The 24926-nt window shown below is 32.3% G+C and carries 34 protein-coding genes; 16 read left to right on the top strand and 18 right to left on the bottom strand.

Translation table 11 applies throughout. The features are described from left to right. Window positions 1-74: 74 nt before the first annotated feature. Window positions 75-1121 carry a hypothetical protein gene (locus tag VQL36_RS16415; protein ID WP_349250354.1) on the bottom strand — a complete coding sequence of 349 codons (1047 nt, stop codon included), beginning with the start codon at window positions 1119-1121 and terminating at the stop codon, window positions 75-77. Between the two features lie 431 nt (window positions 1122-1552). On the opposite strand from VQL36_RS16415, the gene VQL36_RS16420 reads away from it, so the two are divergent. From VQL36_RS16420 to VQL36_RS16445, 6 genes are all read left to right on the top strand, one after another. Then, window positions 1553-2104 carry a sigma factor-like helix-turn-helix DNA-binding protein gene (locus tag VQL36_RS16420; protein WP_349250355.1) on the top strand — a complete coding sequence of 184 codons (552 nt, stop codon included), beginning with the start codon at window positions 1553-1555 and terminating at the stop codon, window positions 2102-2104. 34 nt (window positions 2105-2138) lie between these two features. After that, complete coding sequence (locus VQL36_RS16425) at window positions 2139-2345, top strand: hypothetical protein (RefSeq protein WP_349250356.1); 207 nt, start codon at window positions 2139-2141, stop codon at window positions 2343-2345. A gap of 138 nt (window positions 2346-2483) precedes the next feature. Further along, window positions 2484-3086 carry a hypothetical protein gene (locus VQL36_RS16430; protein WP_349250357.1) on the top strand — a complete coding sequence of 201 codons (603 nt, stop codon included), beginning with the start codon at window positions 2484-2486 and terminating at the stop codon, window positions 3084-3086. Window positions 3087-3283: 197 nt separating this feature from the next. Continuing rightward, window positions 3284-3604, top strand: coding sequence for a hypothetical protein (locus VQL36_RS16435; RefSeq protein ID WP_349250358.1), 321 nt, complete (start codon window positions 3284-3286; stop codon window positions 3602-3604). After that, window positions 3605-3868, top strand: a complete 264-nt coding sequence (locus VQL36_RS16440; protein WP_349250359.1) for a hypothetical protein — start codon at window positions 3605-3607, stop codon at window positions 3866-3868. Then, a complete protein-coding gene (locus VQL36_RS16445) occupies window positions 3865-4629 on the top strand; it encodes a peptidoglycan recognition family protein (protein ID WP_349250360.1) in 765 nt (254 codons plus the stop codon). The genes VQL36_RS16440 and VQL36_RS16445 overlap by 4 nt, the downstream gene beginning before the upstream one ends. A 57-nt stretch (window positions 4630-4686) precedes the next feature. Here VQL36_RS16445 and trxA read toward each other — a convergent pair whose 3' ends face one another. Continuing rightward, on the bottom strand, window positions 4687-5004 hold the full coding sequence (gene trxA / locus VQL36_RS16450; protein WP_349250361.1) for a thioredoxin: 318 nt from the start codon (window positions 5002-5004) through the stop codon (window positions 4687-4689). A gap of 246 nt (window positions 5005-5250) precedes the next feature. Here trxA and VQL36_RS16455 point away from each other — a divergent pair, with 246 nt between their 5' ends. Continuing rightward, the gene (locus VQL36_RS16455) at window positions 5251-5397 is read left to right on the top strand and encodes a YqzM family protein (protein WP_349250362.1); all 147 of its coding nucleotides are present in this window, start codon (window positions 5251-5253) and stop codon (window positions 5395-5397) included. Between the two features lie 67 nt (window positions 5398-5464). Here the strand turns inward: VQL36_RS16455 and dnaI are convergent, their stop codons facing one another. From dnaI to VQL36_RS16475, 4 genes are all read right to left on the bottom strand, one after another. Beyond that, window positions 5465-6427 carry a primosomal protein DnaI gene (gene dnaI / locus VQL36_RS16460; RefSeq protein WP_349250363.1) on the bottom strand — a complete coding sequence of 321 codons (963 nt, stop codon included), beginning with the start codon at window positions 6425-6427 and terminating at the stop codon, window positions 5465-5467. 34 nt (window positions 6428-6461) lie between these two features. Then, complete coding sequence (locus VQL36_RS16465) at window positions 6462-7943, bottom strand: DnaD domain protein (RefSeq protein ID WP_349250364.1); 1482 nt, start codon at window positions 7941-7943, stop codon at window positions 6462-6464. Window positions 7944-8063: 120 nt separating this feature from the next. After that, window positions 8064-8924 (bottom strand): alpha/beta hydrolase, encoded by an 861-nt coding sequence (locus VQL36_RS16470; protein ID WP_349250365.1) that lies wholly within the window; start codon window positions 8922-8924, stop codon window positions 8064-8066. Window positions 8925-9096: 172 nt separating this feature from the next. Then, window positions 9097-9402, bottom strand: a complete 306-nt coding sequence (locus tag VQL36_RS16475; protein WP_349250366.1) for a YuiB family protein — start codon at window positions 9400-9402, stop codon at window positions 9097-9099. Between the two features lie 242 nt (window positions 9403-9644). On the opposite strand from VQL36_RS16475, the gene hemQ reads away from it, so the two are divergent. Together hemQ and VQL36_RS16485 are read left to right on the top strand one after the other, a co-directional pair. Then, a complete protein-coding gene (gene hemQ / locus VQL36_RS16480; protein ID WP_349250367.1) occupies window positions 9645-10391 on the top strand; it encodes a hydrogen peroxide-dependent heme synthase in 747 nt (248 codons plus the stop codon). 190 nt (window positions 10392-10581) lie between these two features. Further along, window positions 10582-11229, top strand: a complete 648-nt coding sequence (locus VQL36_RS16485; protein WP_349250368.1) for a peroxiredoxin-like family protein — start codon at window positions 10582-10584, stop codon at window positions 11227-11229. Between the two features lie 75 nt (window positions 11230-11304). Here the strand turns inward: VQL36_RS16485 and VQL36_RS16490 are convergent, their stop codons facing one another. Together VQL36_RS16490 and VQL36_RS16495 are read right to left on the bottom strand one after the other, a co-directional pair. Further along, on the bottom strand, window positions 11305-11544 hold the full coding sequence (locus tag VQL36_RS16490; RefSeq protein ID WP_349250369.1) for a hypothetical protein: 240 nt from the start codon (window positions 11542-11544) through the stop codon (window positions 11305-11307). A gap of 79 nt (window positions 11545-11623) precedes the next feature. After that, on the bottom strand, window positions 11624-12814 hold the full coding sequence (locus VQL36_RS16495) for an NAD(P)/FAD-dependent oxidoreductase (protein WP_349250370.1): 1191 nt from the start codon (window positions 12812-12814) through the stop codon (window positions 11624-11626). Window positions 12815-13170: 356 nt separating this feature from the next. Between VQL36_RS16495 and VQL36_RS16500 the strand changes: the two genes are divergently transcribed. Together VQL36_RS16500 and VQL36_RS16505 are read left to right on the top strand one after the other, a co-directional pair. After that, window positions 13171-14172: an NAD(P)/FAD-dependent oxidoreductase gene (locus VQL36_RS16500; RefSeq protein WP_413789523.1), complete on the top strand. Its 1002-nt coding sequence runs from the start codon at window positions 13171-13173 to the stop codon at window positions 14170-14172. A gap of 51 nt (window positions 14173-14223) precedes the next feature. Continuing rightward, window positions 14224-14484 (top strand): hypothetical protein, encoded by a 261-nt coding sequence (locus VQL36_RS16505; RefSeq protein ID WP_349250371.1) that lies wholly within the window; start codon window positions 14224-14226, stop codon window positions 14482-14484. On the opposite strand, the gene sda is transcribed toward VQL36_RS16505, so the two are convergent. Further along, window positions 14481-14666: a sporulation histidine kinase inhibitor Sda gene (gene sda, locus VQL36_RS16510; RefSeq protein WP_349250372.1), complete on the bottom strand. Its 186-nt coding sequence runs from the start codon at window positions 14664-14666 to the stop codon at window positions 14481-14483. The two genes, VQL36_RS16505 and sda, sit on opposite strands and share 4 nt — an antisense overlap. Window positions 14667-14754: 88 nt before the next feature. On the opposite strand from sda, the gene VQL36_RS16515 reads away from it, so the two are divergent. After that, a complete protein-coding gene (locus VQL36_RS16515) occupies window positions 14755-14919 on the top strand; it encodes a hypothetical protein (protein WP_349250373.1) in 165 nt (54 codons plus the stop codon). A 100-nt stretch (window positions 14920-15019) separates the two neighbouring features. Here VQL36_RS16515 and VQL36_RS16520 read toward each other — a convergent pair whose 3' ends face one another. The 3 genes from VQL36_RS16520 to erpA all read right to left on the bottom strand — a co-directional run bounded on the left by VQL36_RS16520 (window position 15020) and on the right by erpA (window position 15864). Next, window positions 15020-15181 (bottom strand): hypothetical protein, encoded by a 162-nt coding sequence (locus VQL36_RS16520; RefSeq protein ID WP_349250374.1) that lies wholly within the window; start codon window positions 15179-15181, stop codon window positions 15020-15022. A 60-nt stretch (window positions 15182-15241) separates the two neighbouring features. After that, complete coding sequence (locus tag VQL36_RS16525; protein WP_349250375.1) at window positions 15242-15385, bottom strand: hypothetical protein; 144 nt, start codon at window positions 15383-15385, stop codon at window positions 15242-15244. Window positions 15386-15510: 125 nt separating this feature from the next. Continuing rightward, window positions 15511-15864 carry an iron-sulfur cluster insertion protein ErpA gene (gene erpA / locus VQL36_RS16530; RefSeq protein WP_349250376.1) on the bottom strand — a complete coding sequence of 118 codons (354 nt, stop codon included), beginning with the start codon at window positions 15862-15864 and terminating at the stop codon, window positions 15511-15513. 272 nt (window positions 15865-16136) lie between these two features. Here erpA and mqnE point away from each other — a divergent pair, with 272 nt between their 5' ends. From mqnE to VQL36_RS16545, 3 genes are all read left to right on the top strand, one after another. Then, window positions 16137-17240 (top strand): aminofutalosine synthase MqnE, encoded by a 1104-nt coding sequence (mqnE, locus tag VQL36_RS16535; protein ID WP_349250377.1) that lies wholly within the window; start codon window positions 16137-16139, stop codon window positions 17238-17240. A gap of 71 nt (window positions 17241-17311) precedes the next feature. Next, window positions 17312-17464, top strand: coding sequence for a hypothetical protein (locus tag VQL36_RS16540; RefSeq protein ID WP_349250378.1), 153 nt, complete (start codon window positions 17312-17314; stop codon window positions 17462-17464). 689 nt (window positions 17465-18153) lie between these two features. Then, window positions 18154-19218, top strand: a complete 1065-nt coding sequence (locus VQL36_RS16545; protein WP_349250379.1) for an NAD(P)/FAD-dependent oxidoreductase — start codon at window positions 18154-18156, stop codon at window positions 19216-19218. Between the two features lie 38 nt (window positions 19219-19256). On the opposite strand, the gene VQL36_RS16550 is transcribed toward VQL36_RS16545, so the two are convergent. Further along, window positions 19257-19508, bottom strand: coding sequence for a YuzB family protein (locus VQL36_RS16550; RefSeq protein ID WP_349250380.1), 252 nt, complete (start codon window positions 19506-19508; stop codon window positions 19257-19259). Window positions 19509-19617: 109 nt separating this feature from the next. Between VQL36_RS16550 and VQL36_RS16555 the strand changes: the two genes are divergently transcribed. After that, window positions 19618-19863, top strand: a complete 246-nt coding sequence (locus VQL36_RS16555; RefSeq protein WP_160645670.1) for a NifU family protein — start codon at window positions 19618-19620, stop codon at window positions 19861-19863. A gap of 91 nt (window positions 19864-19954) precedes the next feature. Here VQL36_RS16555 and VQL36_RS16560 read toward each other — a convergent pair whose 3' ends face one another. The 5 genes from VQL36_RS16560 to VQL36_RS16580 form a co-directional block, all read right to left on the bottom strand. Then, window positions 19955-20731, bottom strand: coding sequence for an SDR family oxidoreductase (locus VQL36_RS16560; protein ID WP_349250381.1), 777 nt, complete (start codon window positions 20729-20731; stop codon window positions 19955-19957). Between the two features lie 49 nt (window positions 20732-20780). Continuing rightward, window positions 20781-21497, bottom strand: coding sequence for a Cthe_2314 family HEPN domain-containing protein (locus VQL36_RS16565; RefSeq protein ID WP_349250382.1), 717 nt, complete (start codon window positions 21495-21497; stop codon window positions 20781-20783). 84 nt (window positions 21498-21581) lie between these two features. Continuing rightward, entirely contained in the window at window positions 21582-23339 is a 1758-nt protein-coding gene (locus VQL36_RS16570; protein WP_349250383.1) for a menaquinone biosynthesis decarboxylase, read from the bottom strand. After that, the gene (locus tag VQL36_RS16575; protein ID WP_349250384.1) at window positions 23336-24283 is read right to left on the bottom strand and encodes a COX15/CtaA family protein; all 948 of its coding nucleotides are present in this window, start codon (window positions 24281-24283) and stop codon (window positions 23336-23338) included. Before VQL36_RS16575 ends, VQL36_RS16570 begins: the two co-directional genes overlap by 4 nt. A gap of 196 nt (window positions 24284-24479) precedes the next feature. Continuing rightward, window positions 24480-24878 carry a thioredoxin family protein gene (locus tag VQL36_RS16580; protein ID WP_349250385.1) on the bottom strand — a complete coding sequence of 133 codons (399 nt, stop codon included), beginning with the start codon at window positions 24876-24878 and terminating at the stop codon, window positions 24480-24482. Between the last annotated feature and the right edge of the window lie 48 nt (window positions 24879-24926).

Here is a 24926-nt window from a genome sequence, read left to right on the forward strand (position 1 = left end):
CTCATTTTATATTTCATAACTTTTATATAAAATGATTTGTTTTCTTTACTCCATTCCTTCACTAAGAAAGGCTTTTAACATTTACAACCTCTATTACACCCTAGCAATTGATCTAAACTAAATTGAACATTGGAAAGTAGACTGCCTTCTAGAGAACTACTGTATCGATCTAAACCTGGATGTTTTACAAATAAACCATCCCCTTCATTCACAGCAGATAATATACCATTTTCTTTATAATTACCCATAAAAACGATGGAATCTCCAGCTTGTAAGTATCTCAGATTATGAAGAGCAGGTATGCTCCCGCCTTCGTCACTTCCATATTGGTGAATCTCTACCTCATACGGATCTGCTAATTTTCCCTTTACTTTATGATCTACTCTTGCTTTAAAAGTCATCCAATAATCTTCATCTTGTTTGATAATATTTTTCTTCTCTTTTACTTTCCCAACAAATACGAGATCAGCATAATCTGAGACATCAAGAGGATTTAGGAATTTCACATCTTGTTTGTGATTCTCTCTAGCATTTTTATCTTTGTACAATTTAAATTCTTCATATTTCTTCTTATGAGTCGTTCCTTTATGAGCTTCTCCAGGAGGTTTACTATACACATCTATAACAGAATTTTTATCACAATCTTGAGGATACTCTGCTAATGCAAAATTATGATCTAAGAACATATCCTTATACATAACCGAATTGTATGGTTCTATATGATTTTTTAAACTCAATGCATGCCCTACAGCATTGCAAGCTACTGCAGAAAGCTTGGCAGTATCATATGAATTCAAGTTATGGTTACTAACATTAAGATTAACGACGCTATGATCTATTGTATGCTCATCTTTTTTAATAATTTGAGTCATTGCAATAAGGTCTCGATCATACTCGCTACCAAATGTATAAAATCTTAAATCCGCATCATCTTCACTGGCAGCTAGTTTAAAAGTTACATTCTCAGTAACACTACTCCAACCATTCATTCCATTTAAGCAAATTTGTTTCTTTTCCACATTATCAAATTTTGAGTTAATGTAATAAGAAATAATAGATTTAAGATTATTTTCAGGATCATTAGGTTCATATCTCATATTGTAATAAGGAGTATTCGGCATAACATTTCATCCTTTCTAGTACAAAAATAAGGGTTATGAATGTTTTTTCGTTATTAATAAAGATCACAAGGGATATAAAGCATACTGGTCTACCCCAGACTAAATATGCTTATTTGCATCTCTATGGATAAAGTCTCTCTTAGAGATCAAAAAGCAACCCATTCATTATTTTATAAATGAGAAAATAAATACAAATTAATCTCTTTCTAAAAAACAAATTATACTAATTTTAAACAAATTTTTCTTTTATGTTGCTTTTTTTACATACTAAAGGACTTTAATAATAAGGAAGAAATAACTTACTTACTAAATGTTTAGATGTAGTTTAAACTTTACCCCTTATACGAAAAACGAACACCATGATTTCCTTCATACACATAAATTCAATATTCTAATTTTTATTACAAAATATTTTAAAAGGAAGAATCTATATGAAAATTTCATTAAAGAAAATGAAAAATCCTATTCTAAAAAATTTTTTTAAAGAAGAAAAACATAAGATTCAATATGAAGAATATCTAAAAACTGGAGATTTATCCTACTTACTACAACTAGAAACTAGTTTCAAAGAATATTACTACAGAGTTCGTGTATTAAATTATTTTAATAAGTATTTATATTTTAAAGCGATAAAATTCGACATGAACCAAAGAAAACTGCAGCAGAGATTCCAATTAATATTAGATAAGAGTAACGATATAAGAAACAACTACATTTTAAACAGTATAGAAGATAAAAAAGCATACTTTAATGTTGATGAAATGAATATAGAAATTGAGGATCTTGTAACAAATGAACAGTTAAGAAATTCAATAAGTAAACTAACAATTCTTCAAAAAAAAGTGATTTATTTTTATTATATTAAAGAAATGAAAGATATCGAAATAGCAAATAAATTAAACATATCTAGACAATCCATTTCAAAAACAAGAAATACCGCAATCAAAAAATTGAGAAAAGATTTTGGTATTAATAAAAGCTAATCTATTACATTATGATTCAAAAGGGTGATATAAATTGCAAAAAAATACTAGAGAAGAGAATATACTATCTGTTTTAGATATGTTGTATCCAAAAATACAATCAGTTTTACAGCAAACCCACAAGAATGAAAGGGAGGATCTGCAACAAATTTTAGTTGAATCTATAATAAAAAAAATGACGTCAGGGTATTTTGAAAGTGGAGAATCACTTATAGATTTATTAAATAGAGAAAAAGATTAATATTTATGGTTGCTTTTTGATACCTTAAAGAGACTTTATCTTATAGAGAATACAAAACAAAGCATAATTGGTTTGGGATAGACCAATCTGCTTCATACCCCTTGTAATCTCAAAAAAAAATAAAGAGGAGTAATTAATATGGAATATAATTTGAAAATTAATTTTAGCTGTGACGACTTGGCAAACATTTATAAAGCAAATCAAAAGGTAACACTAATTAAGGAGTCTTCAGGTAATTCTGTTCCTTGGGTTACTTTTACTCCGTTTCAATGCAATAAAATAAGTTGGGATGAAAATTATAGTATTTTCGCTTCGACTAACCTATCTCAACATGGAGTAATGATTGATAAAGTATCTGAAACAAATGCAAATGATGGCATTGTATATGATTTTAACACTGGAATTTTCAGAAGAAATGCTGACGAAAAAACAAAAAAAGGTTCGTTTCAGGCTGTTAATAATACATCAGAAAATCTTACGTTAGGTTTAGCACAAACTGTCACAGTAAATAATAATAAGTGTAAAGGAGCTCCGATTACCGCTTCCACAGTGCTTGCTGGACAGAGTGTAACTTTTACGCCTATTGAAAAAGTTAAAATCTTATTGCATTCTAACGAGACACACAAAGGACAAATCTTGTCTGAAGTTTCAAGTCAAAAGTTCTCTGCATACTTTGGTCAAGGACAAGACTCCATTTCCATTGAATATAATGGTTTAACCGGAAAGTTCAACAATATTTAATTTATTCTATCACGGAAACACCCTTGAGTAAAACGAGCAGTATAAGAGAACGTTAAACCACTTAAACATATCAGTTTTAGTATCAAATGCGGTAATATCAATTCAAGATAGAGCCCCCTAAAGTGGAAATCTCCTAATTTCTTGTATGGAGTTTTCCATTCTGGGGGTTTTAATATATAAATAAGGAATGAATTGACATGGAGAAGCAGGATATTGAGAGACTTGCAAAACTAGAAACAGAGATTAAAACTATACGTGAAGTCATGTTGAAGATGGATGGAAAATTAGACGGATGGAATCAAAATTTCGTTCCTAGACCAGAATTAGGCGAGATGTTAAAAACTAAAGAGAAAGAGATCGTTGAAATCAATCAAAACATCAACAATATACGTGAAGACATTGTAAACAACAGAAATTATTCAAGTAACAAGTGGGAACAACTATGGTCTAAAGCTACTTGGTTCCTTCTCGGTATAATGGGAAGTATTTATTTTTGGTTAATTAAAGGGGGAACTTAAATGAACAATTTATTTGATAAGGTTTTTTCTATAAATGAAGTCAAGGTGAGTGCCTTCATTTTGATTTTATTCATTTCTTCTTTATTTGGATTGACCATGTACGTGTTTGATGGTGATATCAGTGATAATCTACTGATGTTTATGAGCACCTTAATTTATGCAATTACTGGCATCAATGCTTTTAACATAGCCAAAGACGCCATAAAAGAGACTAAAAAAAGAAATAAAATGATCGTTAATAAAGAGAGGAATGAACAAACTTGAGTTTTAAAAAAAAATATACCATTACAAATAAATATCTCACTTCAGGAACAAAAAGACGATCAGGAATAAAAATGCCACAAGTTAGTTTTATCGTTGCACATGATACAGGAAATGACGGATCTACAGCATTACAAAATATTGCTTATTACGAGAATTCAAACAATGACATGAATGCTTCTGCACATCTATTTGTTGATGATACAGGAATTTATGAATGTATTCCTTTGTTAACAGGAACACCTGAAAAAGCTTGGCATGTACTATACGAGAAGCCTTTAGACAATCAAAGATTTGGTGATGATGCAAATGATGTCGCTGCAGGCGTGGAACTTTGTTATTCCTGCAACAGAGGAAATATCCATAATGAAGAAGCTTATAATAGATACGTTTGGTTGTTGTCCTATATCTGCTATAAATTTGGACTGGACCCTACGAAAATTGTTGGTCATCACATCTTAGATCCAGAACGAAAGACCGACCCGCAAAACGCACTTTTAAAAACAGGGAAATCTTATTATCAGTTATTGCAAGATGTAGTCAAAGAATATTATGAATGTTTGTCTAAGGAGGAGGATATTTTGAAGTTAATGGATTGGGAAATTCATCTAGCCCATCAAGCAATAGAAAATTTAAGTAAAAAAGGTTTGATCAAAGAACCTGTAGATTGGAAGAGAAAAGTGTCTGAAAACCCGCAAGAAATACTTGATGATATCCCTTGGATGTTTTTTGTAATGTTAGATAGATTAAGTGAAAAAGATTAAGCATAAAAAAATAATCCCTCGTTTTAAAAGGGATTGTTTTTGTGTTTTATTTTCGAATTAAAGGTGTTTAGACACTACACTCTTCAGAGCATCTTTCGGTTGGAAACCAACAACTTTATCTACAGGTTCTCCATCTTTAAATACGATTAAAGTTGGAATACTCATTACTCCAAAACGTGAAGCTGACTCTGGATTGTCATCCACATTCACTTTTGCGATTTTAAGTTCATTACCTATCTCTTCGTCTAATTCTTCAAGTACTGGAGCTACCATTTTACAAGGTCCGCACCAAGGAGCCCAAAAGTCAACAAGAACAGTTCCAGTGCTCTCAACTTCCCCTTTAAATGATTGATCTGATACATTCACGATAGCCATGATTGATTCTCCTTTATTTAAAATGTATAATTTCTAATATTATTTGTACATTATAACATAAAGTTAGTTAATTTCAAATCTAAATTAGAATGTTTCTAATCTGGATTCACTATTCAAACTTATTATGGTCACAATCAAATAATTTATGCGAAGCGACTCACAATTGTCACTTTCATATACTTTACAATTATATACTTGGTTAGGTATACTTAATACTAATTGAGCTATTTTAGGAGGGAATTTCATATGAGCGAAACTAGACAACCTGAATTGCACGTGAATGAAGAACCAAGAAATGATTTTATTGATGTTGGTGTCGGATTTGCAGTTTCAACTGGTATTTTCTTTCTCATCGCGATCATTGCCACTATTTTGTCTGTTATTACTAAATAGTACATAATGTGTGTCTATTCAATATAACAACCCTCATTTACTTATAATGAGGGTTTCTTCATATTTTTTACATTGATTCATTGGTTCTTCTTTTATTAGTTCCCTTCACTTCAATTACTTTTACGAAAGGCTCAATACGATCCATTATTCGTTGTGCTTTATGTTCCTCTTCTCCATCTTTACTCGTAAAGCTAAAATGTTTCTCCAATTTTCTCAAAGTATAATTTGAAGTAAAGAAAGTTGGTTTCCGATTCATACGATAATTCAATATCGTACCCATGACATGATCTCTTGCCCAAGGATTTAGATTCTCTGCGCCAATGTCATCAAACACTAATAAATCAGTTGTTTTTAACAATTCAACTGTATCTTTTAATCTTCCAGTATCCTTCATCATTTCCTTTAAGTCTTCAATAAAATCAGGTACATATACAATTACACCTGTATACCCGCTTTTAGCTAACTCATATAACATATAACACATTAAAAAGGTTTTCCCTGTTCCGAATCCCCCTTCTAAATACAAACCTATGTTGGATAGACCTTCGTTTTTCGATTTTACAATATATTCAGTCACTTGTTTAGCAGACTTGTATCTTTCAGCATCTTTCATTAAAATTTCGTTTGCTGAATATCCTTCATTTAAAGCTCGCTCATCAATATAAAAGCTGCGAACTCTTTTTCTAATTTTTTCTTGTGATTGAGATGCAATCAGTTTTTTGCATGAAACTTTTTGATCAAATATGTGAGATAAACCATTGGAATTTTCAACTGTTAGTTTAGTATAATGTCCTTTAAAATCATTTGGACAGTTCTCTAATCCAGGACACCTTTCACATTGGTTATATTCTTTTACATATTCATACAAGCGATTCATGTGTACTTTTATATCTCGATCCGTTAATTCTGGATGCTTTAGTAAAAATTTCTTTATTAAAGGATCTGATAAAAGATGTTTTACTTTTTCTTTTCCAGAATCAAATTGCTTAGAATTAGTTATACTTTTCATCACCTGAGATAATGATTCCATGTAGGTGGACTCCTTTCTAACACTAGTCTATATATCATTTACCATCCAATTGTTCAGATAACTTTTGAATTTCATCAAGTTCTTTTTGAGTAAAAGTAGTTTTTTCAATTTTCCCATTCGTAATAATCGGTATTTTCGGTTTTTGATGTTGGTACGATCTTTGAGAGTAAGTTCTATTTTTAGAAGTCTTGTTTGTTTTATTTGCTTTTAACTTTTCCTTAACCTCATTTTTATTTCGAATATATTTAACAGCTTGCTCAAAGCTATTTACTTGTTTTCCTAATAGATCAGAAGCAATAGAATCTATGAAGTTTTTATTCCAATCTAAATCTTGAGAGACTAAATAATGAATCAAAACATTAATAACTTCCTCTTTAAGTTTATAATTCACGTCAATTTTATCAAAAATATCTAAAATACGATCTGGAATTGAGCCAGGGAAAACTCTTTTTAATACATGAGTATAGGGAGAGTTACATAACATCATGTTATATTGTTGTTGATCGCACTGACCAATAAATACTTCTGGAATATCTAAAAAATATATAGAATCTACAATTTTTTCTTCATAAGGTGAAGCATCGTCTTTTGAGCTTTTTTTAAAAAATCGTTCGCGATTGTCTTCACGTGTTTTATCCTGTCTATAATTAGAATTTGCTTTTTTCTGTAATTGATCAATAACCAAGTCACCATTTTCAGAAAAGATACCATCTTCATCTAATAAGCTACTGATTTCTTGTAAGGTTAAATGATATTTCTTAATAACATAATTGATCGCTTTGATTTGCTCAGGTTCATATTTTAAGTTTTCAATACATGAACGATTCATAGAGTTACGTGGTATTCTAGTAATTAAATCTGCATAAGTATATTCATTCGAAGGCTCAGATTCAAGTATTTGATTCACAATTTGTAATGAAGCACCAACCTCAAGTTCAGCCTGTTCCAATTCCTTATCTACTACTTGTGTATTTAACTGAAACAAATCATAAAATGGAACAGACACATTTTCTGAATATATTTCTTTCGAAGAAATTTCCGATGGAAGCTTTTCTTTAAATGAATCTCTTAAGGAGATAACAGTGTGTTTTCCAATTTTATCTCTTAATAAAAGCGTTAGATGCTGATTTTTAAAAAACTCCTTCGGAGATAATGCAGAAAGCAACTTATATTCATATATGTAATCATCACTATCCAAAATATATTTACGGTATGTTTGTAACAAACCTATAGCTTCCAGTTTAGAAAACTGTTCGATTAAAAATTTCCTTCCTCTTTCGCTAGGTTCAATTCCTAGAAATAAAAAGAGCTTCCTTTGCTGCTCTATTTCAGAATAGCCTAATTGATCAGAGGAAACTTGCTGATATAAAAAATGATACAAACTTATCGCACTTAACCCAACCATTGGCTGGTATATATTATTTAACATATAAGTATTCATAGAACTCATAGAAAAATCTCGATAAATATAAAATCGATGATTTTCTGTAAAGTGCAGTATATTCATTATTTTCATATATAAAACTCACCAATTAATAAATTTATAAACTCTATAAACCAAAGAAATAGAGTTTATAGTATCCTTTATTTTAACACAATTATACTTACAAAAGTGAAGTTAATATATATCCAAATTTCAGTGAAAATTATCGATTCCATTCTCTGATTCTTTTATCATATTGCAGAAATCTAAATAAGCGATATCTTCATTTTGTTTACATAACTCTTTTTGGTGTTTTTCAATCCAATCTGTAATTAAATGATTCATATGAAGTGCTGATTTGGTTGGGATTTGATGAGTTTTTCCCTGTAGAAAATGAATTTCATTATTAGGTAATTCTTTGTGCAGAATATTAGCGTATTTATGAAATCCTTTATCTTGATCACCATAAATTAATAATTGAGGAGTTTGTAAATACTTCAATTTAGAGGAACAATTATAAGAAAGTGTAGCTCTGTAATACTGCTTTATATTTTTAACGTTTCCTCTTTTTGCTTCCTTATATAATTGTTTAAATGTAGGTTTTATATCTGCATTCCCACGAGTAATGACATAAGCAAGAAAACTTTTTGCTCTTATTGAAGTTAAACCAACAGCCATCATAATTCTTCTCTTTAATTTAAAATCACTTACCTCAGACATAGCACTAATTAATATTCCCCCAAAAAAACGGTCTGGATAAGTTAACATGGCTTCCAATGCTATAGTACCTCCTGTTGAATATCCACAAATATAACATCGTTTTATTTTTAAAAAATCCAAAAGCTGTATTATATCATCAGCAATCAGAGAAAAGGTAAGAGGTTCCTTTGAAGATTGACTTAAACCATGACCTCGAATATCAAACGTAATGACTTCAAATTCATCGGATAATTGTTGGGTTTGATAAATAAAGTTCGAACAAGTAAGCAAAGGAGGGTGAATGAATATGATAGGTATACCTGAACCCTTCACTTGATAATAAAGTTTAACTCCATTTACTTGTTTAAAAGGCATTTACATTCCCCCATCATTGGTTTCTGCTTTTTTATTATTTCCTTAGTTGATGTTTTTACTAACCAATTTATTGGGAATTTTTCTAGTTTCAAATGAAGGAAACTCTCCAGTTAGCGAGCCTTTAAAAAGTAAAAAAGCAGCTCCTTAGTATCAGGAGCTGCTGATCTTAGTTTTAGAACATTTTATAACCTTGATTTCTCAATTTTTTAATTGCCAATCCACTTAAGATGGCACCTACTAAACCACCAATAAATGTGATGTAATCAGTAATTTGATACTGAGTTATGTTAGTAAGTAAAGATTCTCCAGCTTCCCATAACCAATATACCATGTAAGGAATAACAACCAATATATACACGTAAACAGGAAACCAGGTAGTTTTTAATAACATATTTAAAATAAAACCTATGCCAAAAAATAAAACAAACATTAAAGCAAACAGGATTGGTAATTGAATAATATCAACTTCGGTGCTCATATTGTTAACCCCTCATTTTCAAGAAATAAGAACTTCTAGTATTTTACTTGATTTTTTTACACTAAGTCAACAAGTATGGGAGTATTTCACAACCTATTTTTGATTTGTAAACAAATTATGAATTTTACCATAGTTTGAACTATAAGATTTGCTACGAACTAATGTTTAGTTTAAAATAATGGGGAAACTACTACAAAAAAATTTTACATATGTATATAAAAATTAGAGGAGTGAACTTTTTAATGAGTGAAGCAGCTTTAACCTTAGAAGGTTGGTATGCGTTACATGATTTTAGAGCAATGGATTGGAATGCTTGGAAAAGCCTATCCCCAGCAGAGAGAAAACAAGCTGAGGATGAATTTCTTTCATTTATACAAGAATGGTCAAATATAGAAGATAAAAAACAAGGAAGTACAGCTCTTTATAGTATCGTTGGTCAAAAAGCCGATTTTGTAATGATGCACCTTCGTGAAACACTTGAAGAAATAAATGAATTAGAAAATGCATTTAATAAAACATCATTTGCACAATTTACAATCCCAACTTACTCTTATGTTTCTGTAGTTGAATTAAGTAATTACATGGCTCAAGGTGACGGAGATCCAATGCAAAACCCAGAAATTGTTGCTAGGCTAAAACCTTCACTACCAAAAGCAAATCATTTATGTTTTTATCCAATGAATAAACGCCGTGAAGGTAATGATAATTGGTACATGCTGAGCATGGAAGAACGTCGTGGAATGATGAGAAGTCATGGAATGATTGGACGACAATACGCTGGGAAAGTAAAACAAATTATTACGGGCTCCGTTGGATTTGACGATTGGGAATGGGGCGTTACCTTATTTGCTGATGATGCGTTACAGTTTAAAAAACTTGTATATGAAATGCGCTTTGATGAAGTAAGTGCTAGATTCGGTGAATTTGGAGAGTTTTTTGTAGGCAATTTATTAGACCAGAACAAGATGTCAAAAATGTTAGAAATTTAATATCATAAAATATAAATAGTAAAACGAGCAGAAAACTACTGCTCGTTTTTTGTTTTCTTATTTTCATAATGATTAATCAAATTGAAATATTTTTTGTAATCTATTTCACATTCTTTTTAAATTTAACATGGTATCATTTTATCTGTAAGTATCAATAAGTAATTTATTTTATAATAAGGAGTGTTTATATATGACATTAGCTCAAGACATCAAACAATTTCAAGATGAAAATTTAAAGAGAGTCCCACAAGAGGTATTAGAACAGGTTTTTCAATCTATAAAAGAATTAGATGAGTCTGATCATCCTAAAGGATTAAAAGTTGGTGATACTGCACCAGATTTCACTTTAAAAAATGCAGTAGGAGAAAATGTCCACCTTTATGATGAACTAAATAAAGGGCCTGTCATACTGAGTTTTTATCGTGGTGAGTGGTGCCCATACTGTAATTTGGAAGTAAGAGCATATCAACAAAAAATAAATGAAATTACTGAACTAGGTGCTCAACTATTTGCAATTAGTCCAGAAGAACCAGACTATTCATTAACCTTAAAAGAAAAACATAATTTATCTTTTCAAGTATTAAGCGATATTGGAAATAAAGTTTCTGAGAACTATAAATTAACGTTTCAGTTTCCTGACTATATAAAAGAAGTGTATAAAAATGTGTTCCAAAATGACTTAGGAAAAAGAAATAATGATGAAAGTTGGACATTGCCAATACCAGCTACTTATATCATTGAATCAAATAAAAAAATTGTTGCAGGATTTGCTAATGCAGACTATACAAAACGTATGGAACCATCAGAAGCTATTGAAGCTTTAAAAAAACTAAAATAAAGACAAAATATAAATGATTATAGAAGAAAAACCATCAGTGAATAAATAAATTTCACTAATGGTTTTTCTTAATTATTATTCCATTTCTGATTTTTGTCTCAAGTATTCTTCTGTATCCCGATCTCTTTGTCGGCTTTTTTCCTTTAAACGTTCAATCGCAGGTTGTACGAGATAATCAATTTCTTTTTGAACCGTGTAGGCTAAATCATGTCGACTTTGGTCTTCTAAATAATGCCCAACATCCATTAATGCATTATATCGATCAAGCTCATCTCTTGTTAATAAACCTCGAACTTGCACACTACAATGTTTCACTATCGTACAACCTCCTCTTACAAAACCTATAAATTAAAATGATATTTAATGTAAATGAGTATCAATTAAAATAAGTTCATTAAAAACGTGTTTTCTTTAAAACAAGTGGTATTCCGCCAATAATGTATAAATATCGAATATCAATCATTTTTTTCATAATAGCAGCAGTATAACCTTTTATTTTCTTTTCCCCTACTACCCCAATGGCTTCACCTTTACCTAATGATGCAACTGTTCCTTTGATTTCTGGTTTAAATGTTTTTAATTTTTCCCCTCTAATGCTAGCTGCTAAATTATAAGCACAGGCTACACCTTGCTGCATTGCAATTTGAGCAGTTGGTGGAAATGGTTTTCCATCTTCTTTGAACATAACAGAACAGTCACCAATGATAAATACATCGTCAAAACCTGGTGCTCTTAAATATTCATCAACCTTTACACGACCTCTTACAGCTTCAAATCCTGCATTTTCTACTAAGCTGTTACCGCGTATTCCACCTGTCCAAACCACAGTTTGGGATTTAATTTCCTCTCCACTAGCTAATATAACGCCATCAGGAGTACACTCCTTAATTGGAGTTGAAATCATAAATTCAACACCTTTATCCGTAAGCAAATTCATTGCATATTTAACTAATTCTGGATCAAACCCAGGTAATGCTGTAGGAGCTGCTTCGACATTCACGATTCTAACTAAACTAGGATCAACATTAAATACACTACATAATTTTGGAAGTCGATCAGCCAATTCTCCAACAAATTCAATTCCTGTAAAACCAGATCCACCTACTACAAAAGTCAAATAATCTGTACGACTTTCATCATTTTTATATTTCGCAAACATATATTCTATGTGCTCACGAATATAATTCACACTATTTATGCTGCGAATACTTAATGCATACTCTTTAAGTCCTGGAATTCCAAATGTTTCTGGCTCTCCACCCAGTCCAACAACTAAATAATCATAAGAAACTGTACTATCTTCTAAGATTACTTTCTTTTCCTCAGTGTTAATATCAACCACTGTAGATTTAATAAAATCCACTTTAAATTCATCAATTAATTTAGAAATATCTACTCTTGCATTTTTAGGATCATCCGTACCAGCTGCAGGCATATGCAAATGGGTAGTAATATAATGATAATCATGTTTATTTATTAAAGTAATATCTGCTTCGTTATAATTTAATTCTTTCTGCAAACGAATAGAAGTTACAACCCCTCCATAACCTGCTCCAATAATGACTATTCTTGGTATTTGACTCATAAATTTACTCCCATCCAGTTCTGTATTGTAAATGAGTTGTGAAAAAAAGTACAATCAAATCCATGAAAATTTAATTTTATTTTTATCCACCCCAATAAATTTTATGTTGTAAATTACTGCATCATTTACTTATCCAAATGCAATAATATAACGTTAATTCAAAAATAGCAAGAGAAATTTGTCTAAATTCGTAACAAAATTCACAAACTAATATTAATGATAACAATAAGTGATTAAATCCATATAAATTTTGTATCGATGAATTTTTATTTTGTGTGATTTTAAAGGTTTTCTTTTAAGATAGGTAAGTTTATAATGAAGTACGGAAGGTTCAAATTCTCGGAGGTGCAATTTTCGTGTCGAATTTACAACATAATAATGAAATCGTTGATATTGCCATTATTGGTGGTGGACCTGCAGGAATGTTCGCTGCTTTTTATGGTGGGATGAGACATGCTTCTGTAAAAATTATAGAGAGCATGCCACAATTAGGAGGTCAATTAGCAGCATTATATCCTGAAAAATACATCTATGATGTTGCTGGGTTCCCAAAGGTAAGAGCTCAAGAGCTAATCGATAATTTAAAGGAACAAATGAAACACTTCCCCACGGAAGTTTGCTTAGAAGAAAAAGTTTTGCAAGTTGAAAAAAAAGAAGAGCGTTTATTTGAAATCACTACCAATAAAGCTGTACATTTAGCAAAAGCTATCATAATCACAGGTGGAATAGGGGCTTTTGAACCTAGGAGACTAGATTTACCAAATGCAGAACAATTTGAAAAGAAAAACCTGCATTATTTTGTTCCAGATCTAAGTGTATATAAAGATGAAAAAGTAGTGATTTGCGGAGGTGGTGACTCTGCTGTTGATTGGGCATTGATGTTAGAACCCATCGCAAAAGAAGTGACAATCATCCATCGTAGAAATAAATTTAGAGCACATGAGCACAGTGTGGATAATCTAATGAATTCATCAGTAAATGTACTTACACCAAAAGAGATTAGTAAACTTCATGGTACAGATAGAATTGAAAAAGTTACGATTAAGGATTGCAAAACAGATGAGGAATTTGACTTAGAAGTAGATACAGTCATTGTAAATTATGGTTTCATCTCATCATTAGGTCCGATTGCTGAGTGGGGTCTAAATATTGTAAAAGGTTCCATTGTAGTTGATTCAAGAATGGAAACAAATATACCGGGAATTTTTGCAGCAGGGGATATTTCAACTTATGCTGGTAAACTAAAACTTATTGCTGTTGGATTTGGTGAAGCTCCTACTGCCATTAACAATGCAAAAGTATATGTTGATCCTGATGCAAAATTATCTCCAGGACATAGCAGTAATATGAAATTTTAAAATATAGGGTATCCTACTCCAAGAAGAATATTTTTTACGGAGGGATACCCTATGTCTTTTTTTTGTCCAGTTTGTAATGGCTTCTCAAAACTTAATGTAATCTGCCCCAAATGCAATCATAATGCTAAAGATTGCGGGCGAATCGGTGACTTTATGGGACCATATTCTGCTTATCTAGCTATAGATGAATTGAAAAATACAAACGGTTATCCTGATTTGATAAATCATCAATGTGTGCATCTTGCTTATTGTGAATCATGCCAATTTGAATTTCATAAAATGATTAATGAGACTGAATATAATAATATTTAAGCACATTCAATTGAGTATAAGATATTGCTTTCTTTAATTTCATTTTTACAATCTTCATCCTTAGTCTTCAAACCTCTATTAATACATTCTTCTAACAATAATTGAATAAAATCTGGATCTAATTTTAACTTTAAAGACAAAGCATAAGTTTTCAACAATTTTTCATCACTTAGCAACTTCATTTTAATCACCTGTTAATATAGATTTATTCATAGTGTAACAAAAAATAAGTTTTGGAACAAGTGTTCTTATCACTGGGAGAGTGAAGAAATGTTACAAAGATTAAAAAAATTATTTGCTCCAAAAAAATGTGCGATCTGTGGAAAAAAGGCAATTGATGCTAGTAAATATTACAATGATACTAGTGAACCTGTAGTGGTATGCAGAAAATGTACAGAATATGCTGAAAGACGCGCATTTCGTAAAAGAAGCTGATGAAATTCTTCATCAGCTTCTTTTACAATCAATCTTGTTCCATCAAGCCACCTTCTCGATGCTGAAAACTGAACTTTTTGAACAGCACTTTTAGCTCTTGTTACTTACTTAAATTCATTTCTTCTAAACTTATGTCGTAATCTTTCCATAAATAGGTTTGATCATACAATGTTGTATCTGTTTTCACTGCTACTCCAAGAAGATATGTTAGATAACAACAAAAACTTAAAAATAGAACGATGATAATGATAAATGACCACATATATAACTCCCCCTAAAAAAGTGAGTTATATATGTATATGTTACAGATTGATCACAATTTCTAGAGATTTATATTTTTATCATTATTCCACAAATATTTTCGATCATATTCAGTTGTATCTTTCTTCACCCCTACCATTAAAAAGTATGCTAATAATACACAAAACCCTAAGAATAATGCAACAATGACTATAAATGCGACCATTGAACTCATCTCCTTTTTTTAAATAAAAAAACCTTCCCGATAGTATTTTGTAATCCTTACTATCAAGAAGGTTTTTATGTTCATGATTATTAAACTGGTTTACTTTGATACATTTTAATTAATTATTAACATTCACTTGGTTGTCCTGCATCTGATTCTGTTCTAAATGAACTTCCGCAACCACATGTTGCTGATGCATTTGGATTTTCAATTGTAAATCCTCCGCCCATAGCTGACTCTTTATAGTCTACATTTAAACCATTTAAATACTTTTGACTATCCTCATCAACTACAACCTTAAGTCCTTGAATGTCTAATACTTTGTCATCGTCAGCCTGCTCATTATCAAAACCCATACCATATGAGAAACCGCTACATCCTCCTGACTTAACACCAATTCGTAAAAATAAATCAGATGATTCCTCAGCAGCTAACATTTCATTAATTTTTTCTAGAGCTGTATTTGTGATATTAATCATATTTTTCCCCTCCTTCATTTAGTGGGAGTTTATATAATTTAACTGTGTGTTACAGATTTAATCGATCTGTTATGTATATTATACTAAGAAACATAATTAGTAACAACTAAAGGATATATTTTGTGTATTGCTCGTACTTGACACTAGGTTTATAATGGATAGGGTGTCAATTAGATTTCAGTAAATGAAAGCTAATTTCTAAAATAAATGTACCTTATTAAACGTGTACTTATTTATATATTTTACAACGAAAATAGGAGGGAAGAATATCAATGAGTATCCTAACAAGCCATCCAGATACTAAAATGCAATCCATAATAGAAAAAGTTCAACATGGAGAACGAATAAGCATGGAAGACGGACTCTACTTATATCAATCAGATGATCTTTTAACAATTGGTCAACTAGCTAATCAAGTAAATTTGAAGAAAAATGGAAGAAAAGTCTATTTTATTGAAAATATGACATTATATTTTACTAATGTTTGTGAAGCTACTTGTGCATTCTGTGGTTATAAACGTAATCCAGGTGAGGAAGGTGCGTTTACTTACAACGCTGAACAAGTCATTGAGTTTGCAGAAAAACATTATCATCCAGGGATAAGAGAATTTCATATCACCGGGGGACATAACCATACTGTTCCTTTCCAATATTATTTGGATTGTATCCAAGGACTAAAAAAACATTTCCCTAATGTAACTATGAAAGCATACACAGCTGCAGAAGTTGAATTCTTTTCTCGAATTAGTGGACTAAGTATAAAAGAAGTTTTACTTGCATTAAAGGAAGCTGGTGTTGCAACACTCACTGGTGGAGGGGCTGAAATCCTTTCTGAAAGATACCGCAAAAAAATGAGCGTTAACAAAGCAACTACAGAGCAATGGTTGGATGTCCATCGTGCAGCGCATCAAGTAGGTATGAAAACACATGCTACAATGTTATATGGATCTATTGAAACTTTAGAGGAACGACTGCAACATATGGTTTATCTAAGGGAACTCCAAGACCAAACTCAAGGGTTTATGGTCTTTATCCCTTTAGCTGTCCAACCTAAAAATGTAAATGCCGGAATCAAGAGACGTACTTCTGCATTTGAAGATATCAAAACAATGGCTATTAGCCGATTAATGTTAGATAATTTCCCACATATTAAAGCATACTTTATTAATATAGGAACTCAATTAACTCAAATGTCGCTAACTTTTGGTGCTTCTGATGTTCATGGTACTTTAATTAAAGAACGAATCAGTCATGCAGCAGGTGCTCTATCTCAAGAAGGTCTGACACGTGATGAATTAATTTGGTTAGTAAAAGGTGCTAACCGTATTCCTGTAGAAAGAGATACTTTTTATAACGAGATTAAAGTTTACGAATAAGGAAAAGCTAAGAACACCCCAAAAAGTGTAGAAGTATTTTTAGCAATATCGGATTACTTTTCTAGAGCCCCATGCCACAAAAGTTTTTTGTTCTCAGTTTAGGAAGAACTGGTGTTGTTGTTAGTCACATGGACGTGGCTGTTTTTAATCGACCTAATACTTTTGCGGGGCTCGGAAAAAAAGATTTGCCCAAAAATATGGTTTCATCAGGCAGGGGACGTTGAACTTGTACAGGAGATGAACTGATCTTCGATAGTCACGAGCGTTACTGGTTTTAGACCAGTTTTGAACGTACTGATCCGGTGAATATCGATTTCTCATGCTTTGATCAGGATCAGTCACAGAGCGTTACTGGTTTAGACTAGTCTTGAACGCACTGATCCGGTGAATATCGATTTCTCATGCTTTGATCAGGATCAGTCACAGCGCGTTACTGGTTTAGACTAGTCTTGAACGCACTGATCCGGTGAATATCGATTTCTCATGCTTTGATCAGGATCAGTCACAGGGCGTTACTGGTTTAGACTAGTCTTGAACGCACTGATCCGGTGAATATCGATTTCTCATGCTTTGATCAGGATCAGTCACAGGGCGTTACTGGTTTAGACTAGTCTTGAACGCACTGATCCTGCAAAAATTCTTGATTGATCTGTGAAGTAAATAAATAGAGGGAAAAAAAGGACTTATTCAGAAAAATTAACGAAGTAAATAAGAAATAAAGGGAAAAAGTGGTCTTATTTTAAATGTTTAGAGCGTTTTTACCTGATTTTTAATTCAATACCCCAAAATAAGGGTATTATTTCCCTTTATCTTAACTAAACATTCAATAAAAGCTTAAATAAGACCATAAATTCCCTTTATTTTATAACTAATAGATAAAAATATATAAAGTAACAATGAAAGGATTTACACAATGAAAAATATCGTAATATTAGGCGGTGGGTATGGAGGTTTATCAACTGTTCTTGAATTATTAAATGATCAATTTCCAGATGATGCACATATCACCTTAGTAGATCGTATGCCTTATCAAGGTTTAAAAACAGAATATTATGCATTAGCTTCAGGAACAATTTCAGATATCGCGATCAGAGTTCAATACCCAGTGGACTCAAGATTAACGATCAAATATGGGGAAATTATTGATATAAATACTGAAAACCAACTTGTTCAATTACAAAATGATGAACCTATTTCTTATGATCAATTAGTTATTGCTCTCGGTTGTACAGATCGTTATCATGGGATTCCCGGTGCAGATATTTTTACGAATAGTATTCAGTCTTTATCCGCAACTCGTAGAACTTATCAAGAAGTAAATGATATTAAACCATATGGACAAGTTACCATTGTTGGTGGGGGTTTAAGTGGTGTTGAAATCGCTGCTGAACTAAGAGAAAGCAGATCAGATCTAAATGTTCGAATATTAGATCGAGGTGACAGCATACTTTCTTCATTTCCAAAAAAACTGCAATCTTATGTACGAGGTTGGTTTGAAGAACATGATATTGAAATGCGCGGAAATATCTGTGTAACTGAAGTAGAACCAAATATAATACATAACAAAGATGAAAAAATAAATACAGATATTACAGTATGGACTGCAGGTATTCAACCCGTCGAACTTGTTCAAAATCTCGATTTTGACAAAGATAATCAGGGCAGGGTCATATTAAACGAATATCATCAAGTGCCTTCAAAACCTAATGTTTACGTTGTAGGTGATTGTGCTAGTTTGCCTTTTTCACCTAGTGCTCAAGCTGCAGAGGCTCAAGGAAAACAAGTAGCAGAAGTCATTCAAGCCATATGGAAAGAAGAAACTCCAAAGCTAGGTAAAATTAAGCTTAAAGGAGTTTTAGGGTCTTTAGGTAAAAAAGAAGGATTCGGAGTTATGGGCAAAAAAACAGTTATGACTGGAAGAGTACCAAGAGTATTAAAAAGCGGGGTACTTTGGATGTCCAAAAATCACTTTGGATAAATCATAAATTTATATTTTATAACACTTAAAAAATTTCATTAAACATCTAGATCAAACGTTTTTAAATATTCTTCAATTTCTTTTTCAATTTTTTCTTTTAATTGATCTGGTGTTTGCGCAGTAATTAATTCTCCGTTTACGAGAGCATAAGGTTCCATAGAGCAGACCCCACAGTAACCTAGACATCCGTATTCAATCACATCGTATTCGGGATTTTTTTCTAGTTCTTTCATGACTTTGTCAGTTCCTAAATGCATATTATTAGTACAAAATTCTATGATAGGCCTCATATTTTTTCACCTGCTCTGATGTAATTTTGTTTAAAATTATTTTTCAAAAGCAACCATTTGCAATACTTACTTATTGTAATATAATAATAGAAGGAAGGAGATGAATCAAATGAATGTAGAAGATAAACAAAAGCAGTACGATGAAGTACTTGAAGTATTAGATAAACTCCGCCCATTTCTTCAGCGTGATGGAGGAGATTGTGAACTTGTAGATGTAGAGGATGGCATTGTTAAGCTTAAATTAGTAGGTGCTTGTGGTAGTTGTCCAAGTTCTACAATAACGCTTAAAGCAGGGATTGAGAGAGCTCTTACTGAAGAAGTTGAAGGAATCACAGAAGTAGAGCAAGTATTTTAAAATACCCCAAAAAGTGAAGTTAAGCTTTGAAGGCAAAAATTAAGTCGTCCACTAACTGGACGACTTATATTTATTCTAATATTTTATATATTCATTTCATCATTGGAAAAGTTCGAATTGGATCTAGTCCCCCAGAAATATCAATGATATTCCCAGTTACAAAATCAGATTGTGGTTGACATAAAAAAGTAATGACTCTTGAGACATCTTCACCGGTACCTGGTCTTCCTCTAGGTGATTCCTCATCTAAAATAGTGATAACATCTTTAATTTCTATCTCTTTATTTTGCCCACGAATATCACCTGGACAAACCATATTTACCGTAATTCCATATTCTGCTTCTTCTACAGACAATGTTTTTGTGAACGATACTAATCCTACTTTTGCAGCAGCATATACAGCTCTATGAGGCCACCCTCTTGATTCTCCTGCGTGCCCAAAGCCAAAGTGTATAATTCTCCCCCATTTGTTTCTTCGCATATGTGGTAACACTAAATGATCCAGCTGCATTACACTTAAAAAATTCCCTTGAACTAAATAATTCATTTCCTCAAAAGAGTAATCTGAAAACAACTTTCTTTCACGAATAAATGGACCTGCATTGTTTACTAATATATCAACTCCGCCAAATTGCTCTTCAATCTTATGTATCATGGACTGTAATTGATCAAATTGGGTCACATCCGCCTTTATTGCAGTAGATTGTACTCCCATTCCTTCAATCGTTTCAAGTAAATGTTCCGCTTCATCTTTACTATGAACATAATTAATAATGACATTACAACCAAGTTCAGCAAGCGCTAAAGCTGTTTTTTTTCCCAACCCCTTTGCACTTCCTGTGACTAGAGCCACTTTATTTTTTAACATTGAATTCTCTCGTCCCCCTCTAGTGACAATTGAATTGCTTTTCATCTTTTTATGTATGTTCCAATTTTTTTAGTAACAATAGATTAGAATAATCAAAGACTTCAATTAAAGATAAACACACCATCTTATACCCTTGTTGTAAAATATAAACGTTGTTTGCTAAGTTTTCTACTGTTACTTTTTCTTCAGAAACGTCATCCGTTTTGACCAAATCATCTAACATTTCAACATTAATATAATGAATTTCTAAGTTCCTTCTTTTTCTAAGCGTTTTCATCGGTTCTTTATACTCTAATTTAATATGATATAGTAGCTTTTGTAAAGTAGGATGTTTCTTCAAAGTATACATCTGTCTTAAAGCAGTATAATATGAAAACCTTGGTTTGACTTTTTCAGTATTCAATTCTAATAGATCATTCAAAAAATACCCCAGTTTATCTAATATAGAAAAAATCCGAATAAACGAATTTTTATAATAATAAACATGCAAATAATAGTCCTTTAATTCGGCTGGCTCCATATCTTCCTCGTAGGGAGTATGAATTTTTTCACTATATTTTTTACTGGAAAATACACTTTGCTCCAATTCATTCAAAGAAATAATAAAAGCTTCAGCTAACAGCTTAATACGAATATATTTATCTGGTAAGTCCTCTTTACGATCCAATTGGATAATTAGATCGCTAAATTTTTCAATAGCTTGATTGATATGAAAGAAATCTCCTTCTTTTTTCCTATCGGGTAATTTAAATGAATGATCAAACATCACACCACTCCTTCATATCAGTTCTTCACCATTTTATCCGCTTCTATTCTATCTTCTGACTAATGTGATAACAAGTTTATGTTATTACTCAAAATACTCTCCCCAACGTTTTGAAACAAGCTCTACTATATCTTCACGTGGAAACAACTCATCAGGATACCCTGGTTTCATTCTTGCATCAATGACGATTGGCAGTTCATAGTTAAGATGATGCTGTCGGATTTCACTATCTGCATACATATCTGTTGCAGGGTTAAATCGAGTAAACACTGTCCATAAAAAGGAGGTTTGATCCTTTGTAATTTCTGCATCATCAACTAGAATAACCATTGGCCACATTTCCAACTTTTCTTTATTTGTTTTTAGGATATGTGCTGCTAACTCGGGCTCTTCTTCATACTTTTTACCTGAAATGACTAGACATCCTTTACAGTAAGTAGAGATTTTAGATATGCCTACTAAACCTCCGCCTGTATAATCACCAGGTAATTCCCTCTTTGGATCACCTACTCCAATTAGCACTGCTTTACTCCCATGATTCAACTTTTTCCCAGTGTAATCTAATGTATCATGTGAAGTTTTATTAAAAATAAACAAATCCGTTTTTGGTTCGAACCTTTCTAATACGGACTCAAATAATTGAGGGAAGTTTTCTAAGTTTACATTTTGATCTGTTAAAATTAAAAATTTTGTTAGCGTAAGCTGTCCTTCCCCGAAAATTCGAAAAGCACTTGCTAACACTTCACGTGAATAACTTTCCCTTACTACTGCTGCTGCCAATGGATGGAAACCTGTTTCTGCATAAGTCCACAACTGTTTCACACCTGGCATCGCCATTGGAAAAGCGGGAGATAATAATCGTTGTAAAAACTCACCCATATAATAATCTTCTTGTTTTGGTTTACCCACAATAGTAGCTGGATAAATTGCATCTTTTCGATGCCACATATGATCAATTCTGAATTCAGGAAAATCATGAATTAAAGAATAATATCCATAATGGTCTCCGAAAGGACCTTCTGGTCTTGTGTAATTTGGTGGTACCTTACCATGAATAGCAAATTCAGCATCTGCGATCAGACGATGATCTCCATGTGGGTTGTCAACCGTCTTTAATTTTTTCCCCAAAATTAAAGAAGTTAATAATAGTTCTGGTAAATGCTCTGGTACAGGTGCAATGGCAGAGGCAATTAGTGCAGGGGGGCCTCCTAGGAAAACGGTAACAGGAAAAGGTTCATTCTTTTTCTCTGCTTCATGATAATGGAATCCTCCACCCTTATGAATTTGCCAATGCATTCCTGTTGTTTGGTCATCATATACTTGCATGCGATACATACCAAGATTGTGATCCTTTGTTTCAGGGTGTTCAGTATAAACTAAAGGCAAAGTGAAAAATGGTCCACCATCTTCCTGCCAGCTTGTTATCACTGGAAGCTCAGCCAACGGATTTTCTTGTTTTAATACTTGCATGACAGGAGCTTCATTTTTTAACACTGTTTTAGTTCCTATTTTCAACATATCAAATATTAAACTTTTCTCTTTCCATAGTGCTTTCGGTGTAGGTGGAAGAAGTGTGTCCATCGCTCCAATGATTTGTTTCATTAATTGTTCAGGTTTTGGACCAAAAGCTAAATCCACACGTCTACTTGTCCCAAATAAATTTGTAACTACAGGGAAAGGGCTTCCTTTTACATTAGTAAATAACAATGCTGGACCACCCTCATCAATCACACGTCGGTGGATCTCAGCTATCTCTAGATATGGGTCCACTGGCGCAGATATTTCTACTATATCATTCTCTTTTTTCAAAAGATTAATAAATGCTCTCAAATCTTGAATCATTTCACTTTCTCCCTCCATTGCCATACTAACATACTTAAATAACACAATACTCCAAACATAGCTGAAATAATAGACGTATGCAACAAAATGGCAAATAGATACCAATTTTCATTACTAATTGCTGCAACTAGTATGACACCACTTATGACTTGAGCTACAATTAAAACAAGTGCAGCAATTCCAGCTTTACGTATAGGAAGAATATGATGATACGATCTATAAGCAAAATGTGCAACAATCAACATGATAATAAATAAGACACTCGCAGAAGATACATGTGTAAGTGCTACACCTACTTTTCCTATCAAGGTTTCAAATGTATTTTGATAAAGTTCAACAAAAGCAGATCCTGAATCCGTATGTTTCACTAACGCTCCAGTATAAACGACGATATAAGTATAAACGGTCGTAAACCATACAAAGATACGATAACTTCTGCCAACCGGTTTATCTATAGCTGTTGTCGGTTCACCCCATTTTGTATATAGACTGCGCTCTTGTGGATTTATTTTCCAAACGATCATCACGAGTAGCAAACTACTTGCAAATGCCATTATTGATATTCCGAAATGCAGTGCTAGGACAGGAGACGATTGTGGCCACATAACTGCCATAGCTCCCATGATGGCTTGTACTACAGTAAACAATAGTGTTCCCCATGCATACAATAAGGCATCTTTGCGATGTTTTAAGTATTTAATGACCATAACAAGGGTAATCACCACTAGAATTCCCTCTATACCAGTTACAAATCGGTGACTCCACTCTATGATGGATGGAATTGTATAAGCAGGTACGAATTTACCGTTACATAACGGCCAATCATGACCGCAACCTAATTCTGATCCCGTATTTGTAACTAACGTCCCAGCTAATAGAACAAGAAACATCCCCATACATGTGATCGTAGCTATCCATTTTAATCCATTAATCAATGCTTTCACCCTTCTCTTTGTACAAATAACAACAATTTTCATTATATCTGTTCATAGTTAAGAATACCATATCACCATTCATTAAAAAGTGAAGAAAGTGCGAAGAAGCACTCTATTAAAAAAAAATCGTCGTCCCAAAATAAAAAGATTTTAGGATGACGAAATTATATAATTAAAACTTATTTGTTTGAAATCATTTATTTAATTAGGACTTTTCTAATGCAGAAGCCACTTCTATGGCACGATCAACGAAAGTCTCAATTTCCTCCTGCGTTTTTCTCAATTTATTTACAAATCGAATAAGCTCCTTGTTCTCATGAAAAGCTATAAAGCTTGGGATGCCTAACACATTGTTCTGATCAACTAAATCAGGAAATTGTTCTGAATCAATTTCAATAAAACGGACTTTACCTTCATATTTTGCAATGACTTCTGGCATAAATGGATCTATGAAGCGGCAATCAACACACCAATCAGCCTTGAAAACGGCAATGACAGGAATGCTATCTGAAATCATTTCTGTGAACTGTTTTTCACTTGTTAATTTTTCCATAATCTTATTACTCCTCCTTTGATTATCCTCTTTAAAAAGGAATCTTAACAACTATTATACGGAATACTAGTACTACCATTCAAATCTCATCAGTAATTT

It is taken from the genome of Chengkuizengella sp. SCS-71B, assembly GCF_040100845.1.
Classification (GTDB): Bacteria; Bacillota; Bacilli; order Paenibacillales; family KCTC-33759; genus Chengkuizengella.

Coding starts and splice junctions, on each gene's coding strand:
- VQL36_RS16415 (WP_349250354.1), bottom strand. CDS start 1,121: ATGCCGAATACTCCTTATTACAATATGAGATATGAACCTAATGATCCT.
- VQL36_RS16420 (WP_349250355.1), top strand. CDS start 1,553: ATGAAAATTTCATTAAAGAAAATGAAAAATCCTATTCTAAAAAATTTT.
- VQL36_RS16430 (WP_349250357.1), top strand. CDS start 2,484: ATGGAATATAATTTGAAAATTAATTTTAGCTGTGACGACTTGGCAAAC.
- VQL36_RS16435 (WP_349250358.1), top strand. CDS start 3,284: ATGGAGAAGCAGGATATTGAGAGACTTGCAAAACTAGAAACAGAGATT.
- VQL36_RS16440 (WP_349250359.1), top strand. CDS start 3,605: ATGAACAATTTATTTGATAAGGTTTTTTCTATAAATGAAGTCAAGGTG.
- trxA (WP_349250361.1), bottom strand. CDS start 5,004: ATGGCTATCGTGAATGTATCAGATCAATCATTTAAAGGGGAAGTTGAG.
- VQL36_RS16455 (WP_349250362.1), top strand. CDS start 5,251: ATGAGCGAAACTAGACAACCTGAATTGCACGTGAATGAAGAACCAAGA.
- dnaI (WP_349250363.1), bottom strand. CDS start 6,427: ATGGAATCATTATCTCAGGTGATGAAAAGTATAACTAATTCTAAGCAA.
- VQL36_RS16465 (WP_349250364.1), bottom strand. CDS start 7,943: ATGAAAATAATGAATATACTGCACTTTACAGAAAATCATCGATTTTAT.
- VQL36_RS16470 (WP_349250365.1), bottom strand. CDS start 8,924: ATGCCTTTTAAACAAGTAAATGGAGTTAAACTTTATTATCAAGTGAAG.
- VQL36_RS16475 (WP_349250366.1), bottom strand. CDS start 9,402: ATGAGCACCGAAGTTGATATTATTCAATTACCAATCCTGTTTGCTTTA.
- hemQ (WP_349250367.1), top strand. CDS start 9,645: ATGAGTGAAGCAGCTTTAACCTTAGAAGGTTGGTATGCGTTACATGAT.
- VQL36_RS16485 (WP_349250368.1), top strand. CDS start 10,582: ATGACATTAGCTCAAGACATCAAACAATTTCAAGATGAAAATTTAAAG.
- VQL36_RS16495 (WP_349250370.1), bottom strand. CDS start 12,814: ATGAGTCAAATACCAAGAATAGTCATTATTGGAGCAGGTTATGGAGGG.
- VQL36_RS16505 (WP_349250371.1), top strand. CDS start 14,224: ATGTCTTTTTTTTGTCCAGTTTGTAATGGCTTCTCAAAACTTAATGTA.
- sda (WP_349250372.1), bottom strand. CDS start 14,666: ATGAAGTTGCTAAGTGATGAAAAATTGTTGAAAACTTATGCTTTGTCT.
- VQL36_RS16515 (WP_349250373.1), top strand. CDS start 14,755: ATGTTACAAAGATTAAAAAAATTATTTGCTCCAAAAAAATGTGCGATC.
- VQL36_RS16520 (WP_349250374.1), bottom strand. CDS start 15,181: ATGTGGTCATTTATCATTATCATCGTTCTATTTTTAAGTTTTTGTTGT.
- VQL36_RS16525 (WP_349250375.1), bottom strand. CDS start 15,385: ATGGTCGCATTTATAGTCATTGTTGCATTATTCTTAGGGTTTTGTGTA.
- erpA (WP_349250376.1), bottom strand. CDS start 15,864: ATGATTAATATCACAAATACAGCTCTAGAAAAAATTAATGAAATGTTA.
- mqnE (WP_349250377.1), top strand. CDS start 16,137: ATGAGTATCCTAACAAGCCATCCAGATACTAAAATGCAATCCATAATA.
- VQL36_RS16540 (WP_349250378.1), top strand. CDS start 17,312: ATGCCACAAAAGTTTTTTGTTCTCAGTTTAGGAAGAACTGGTGTTGTT.
- VQL36_RS16545 (WP_349250379.1), top strand. CDS start 18,154: ATGAAAAATATCGTAATATTAGGCGGTGGGTATGGAGGTTTATCAACT.
- VQL36_RS16550 (WP_349250380.1), bottom strand. CDS start 19,508: ATGAGGCCTATCATAGAATTTTGTACTAATAATATGCATTTAGGAACT.
- VQL36_RS16555 (WP_160645670.1), top strand. CDS start 19,618: ATGAATGTAGAAGATAAACAAAAGCAGTACGATGAAGTACTTGAAGTA.
- VQL36_RS16560 (WP_349250381.1), bottom strand. CDS start 20,731: ATGTTAAAAAATAAAGTGGCTCTAGTCACAGGAAGTGCAAAGGGGTTG.
- VQL36_RS16565 (WP_349250382.1), bottom strand. CDS start 21,497: ATGTTTGATCATTCATTTAAATTACCCGATAGGAAAAAAGAAGGAGAT.
- VQL36_RS16570 (WP_349250383.1), bottom strand. CDS start 23,339: ATGATTCAAGATTTGAGAGCATTTATTAATCTTTTGAAAAAAGAGAAT.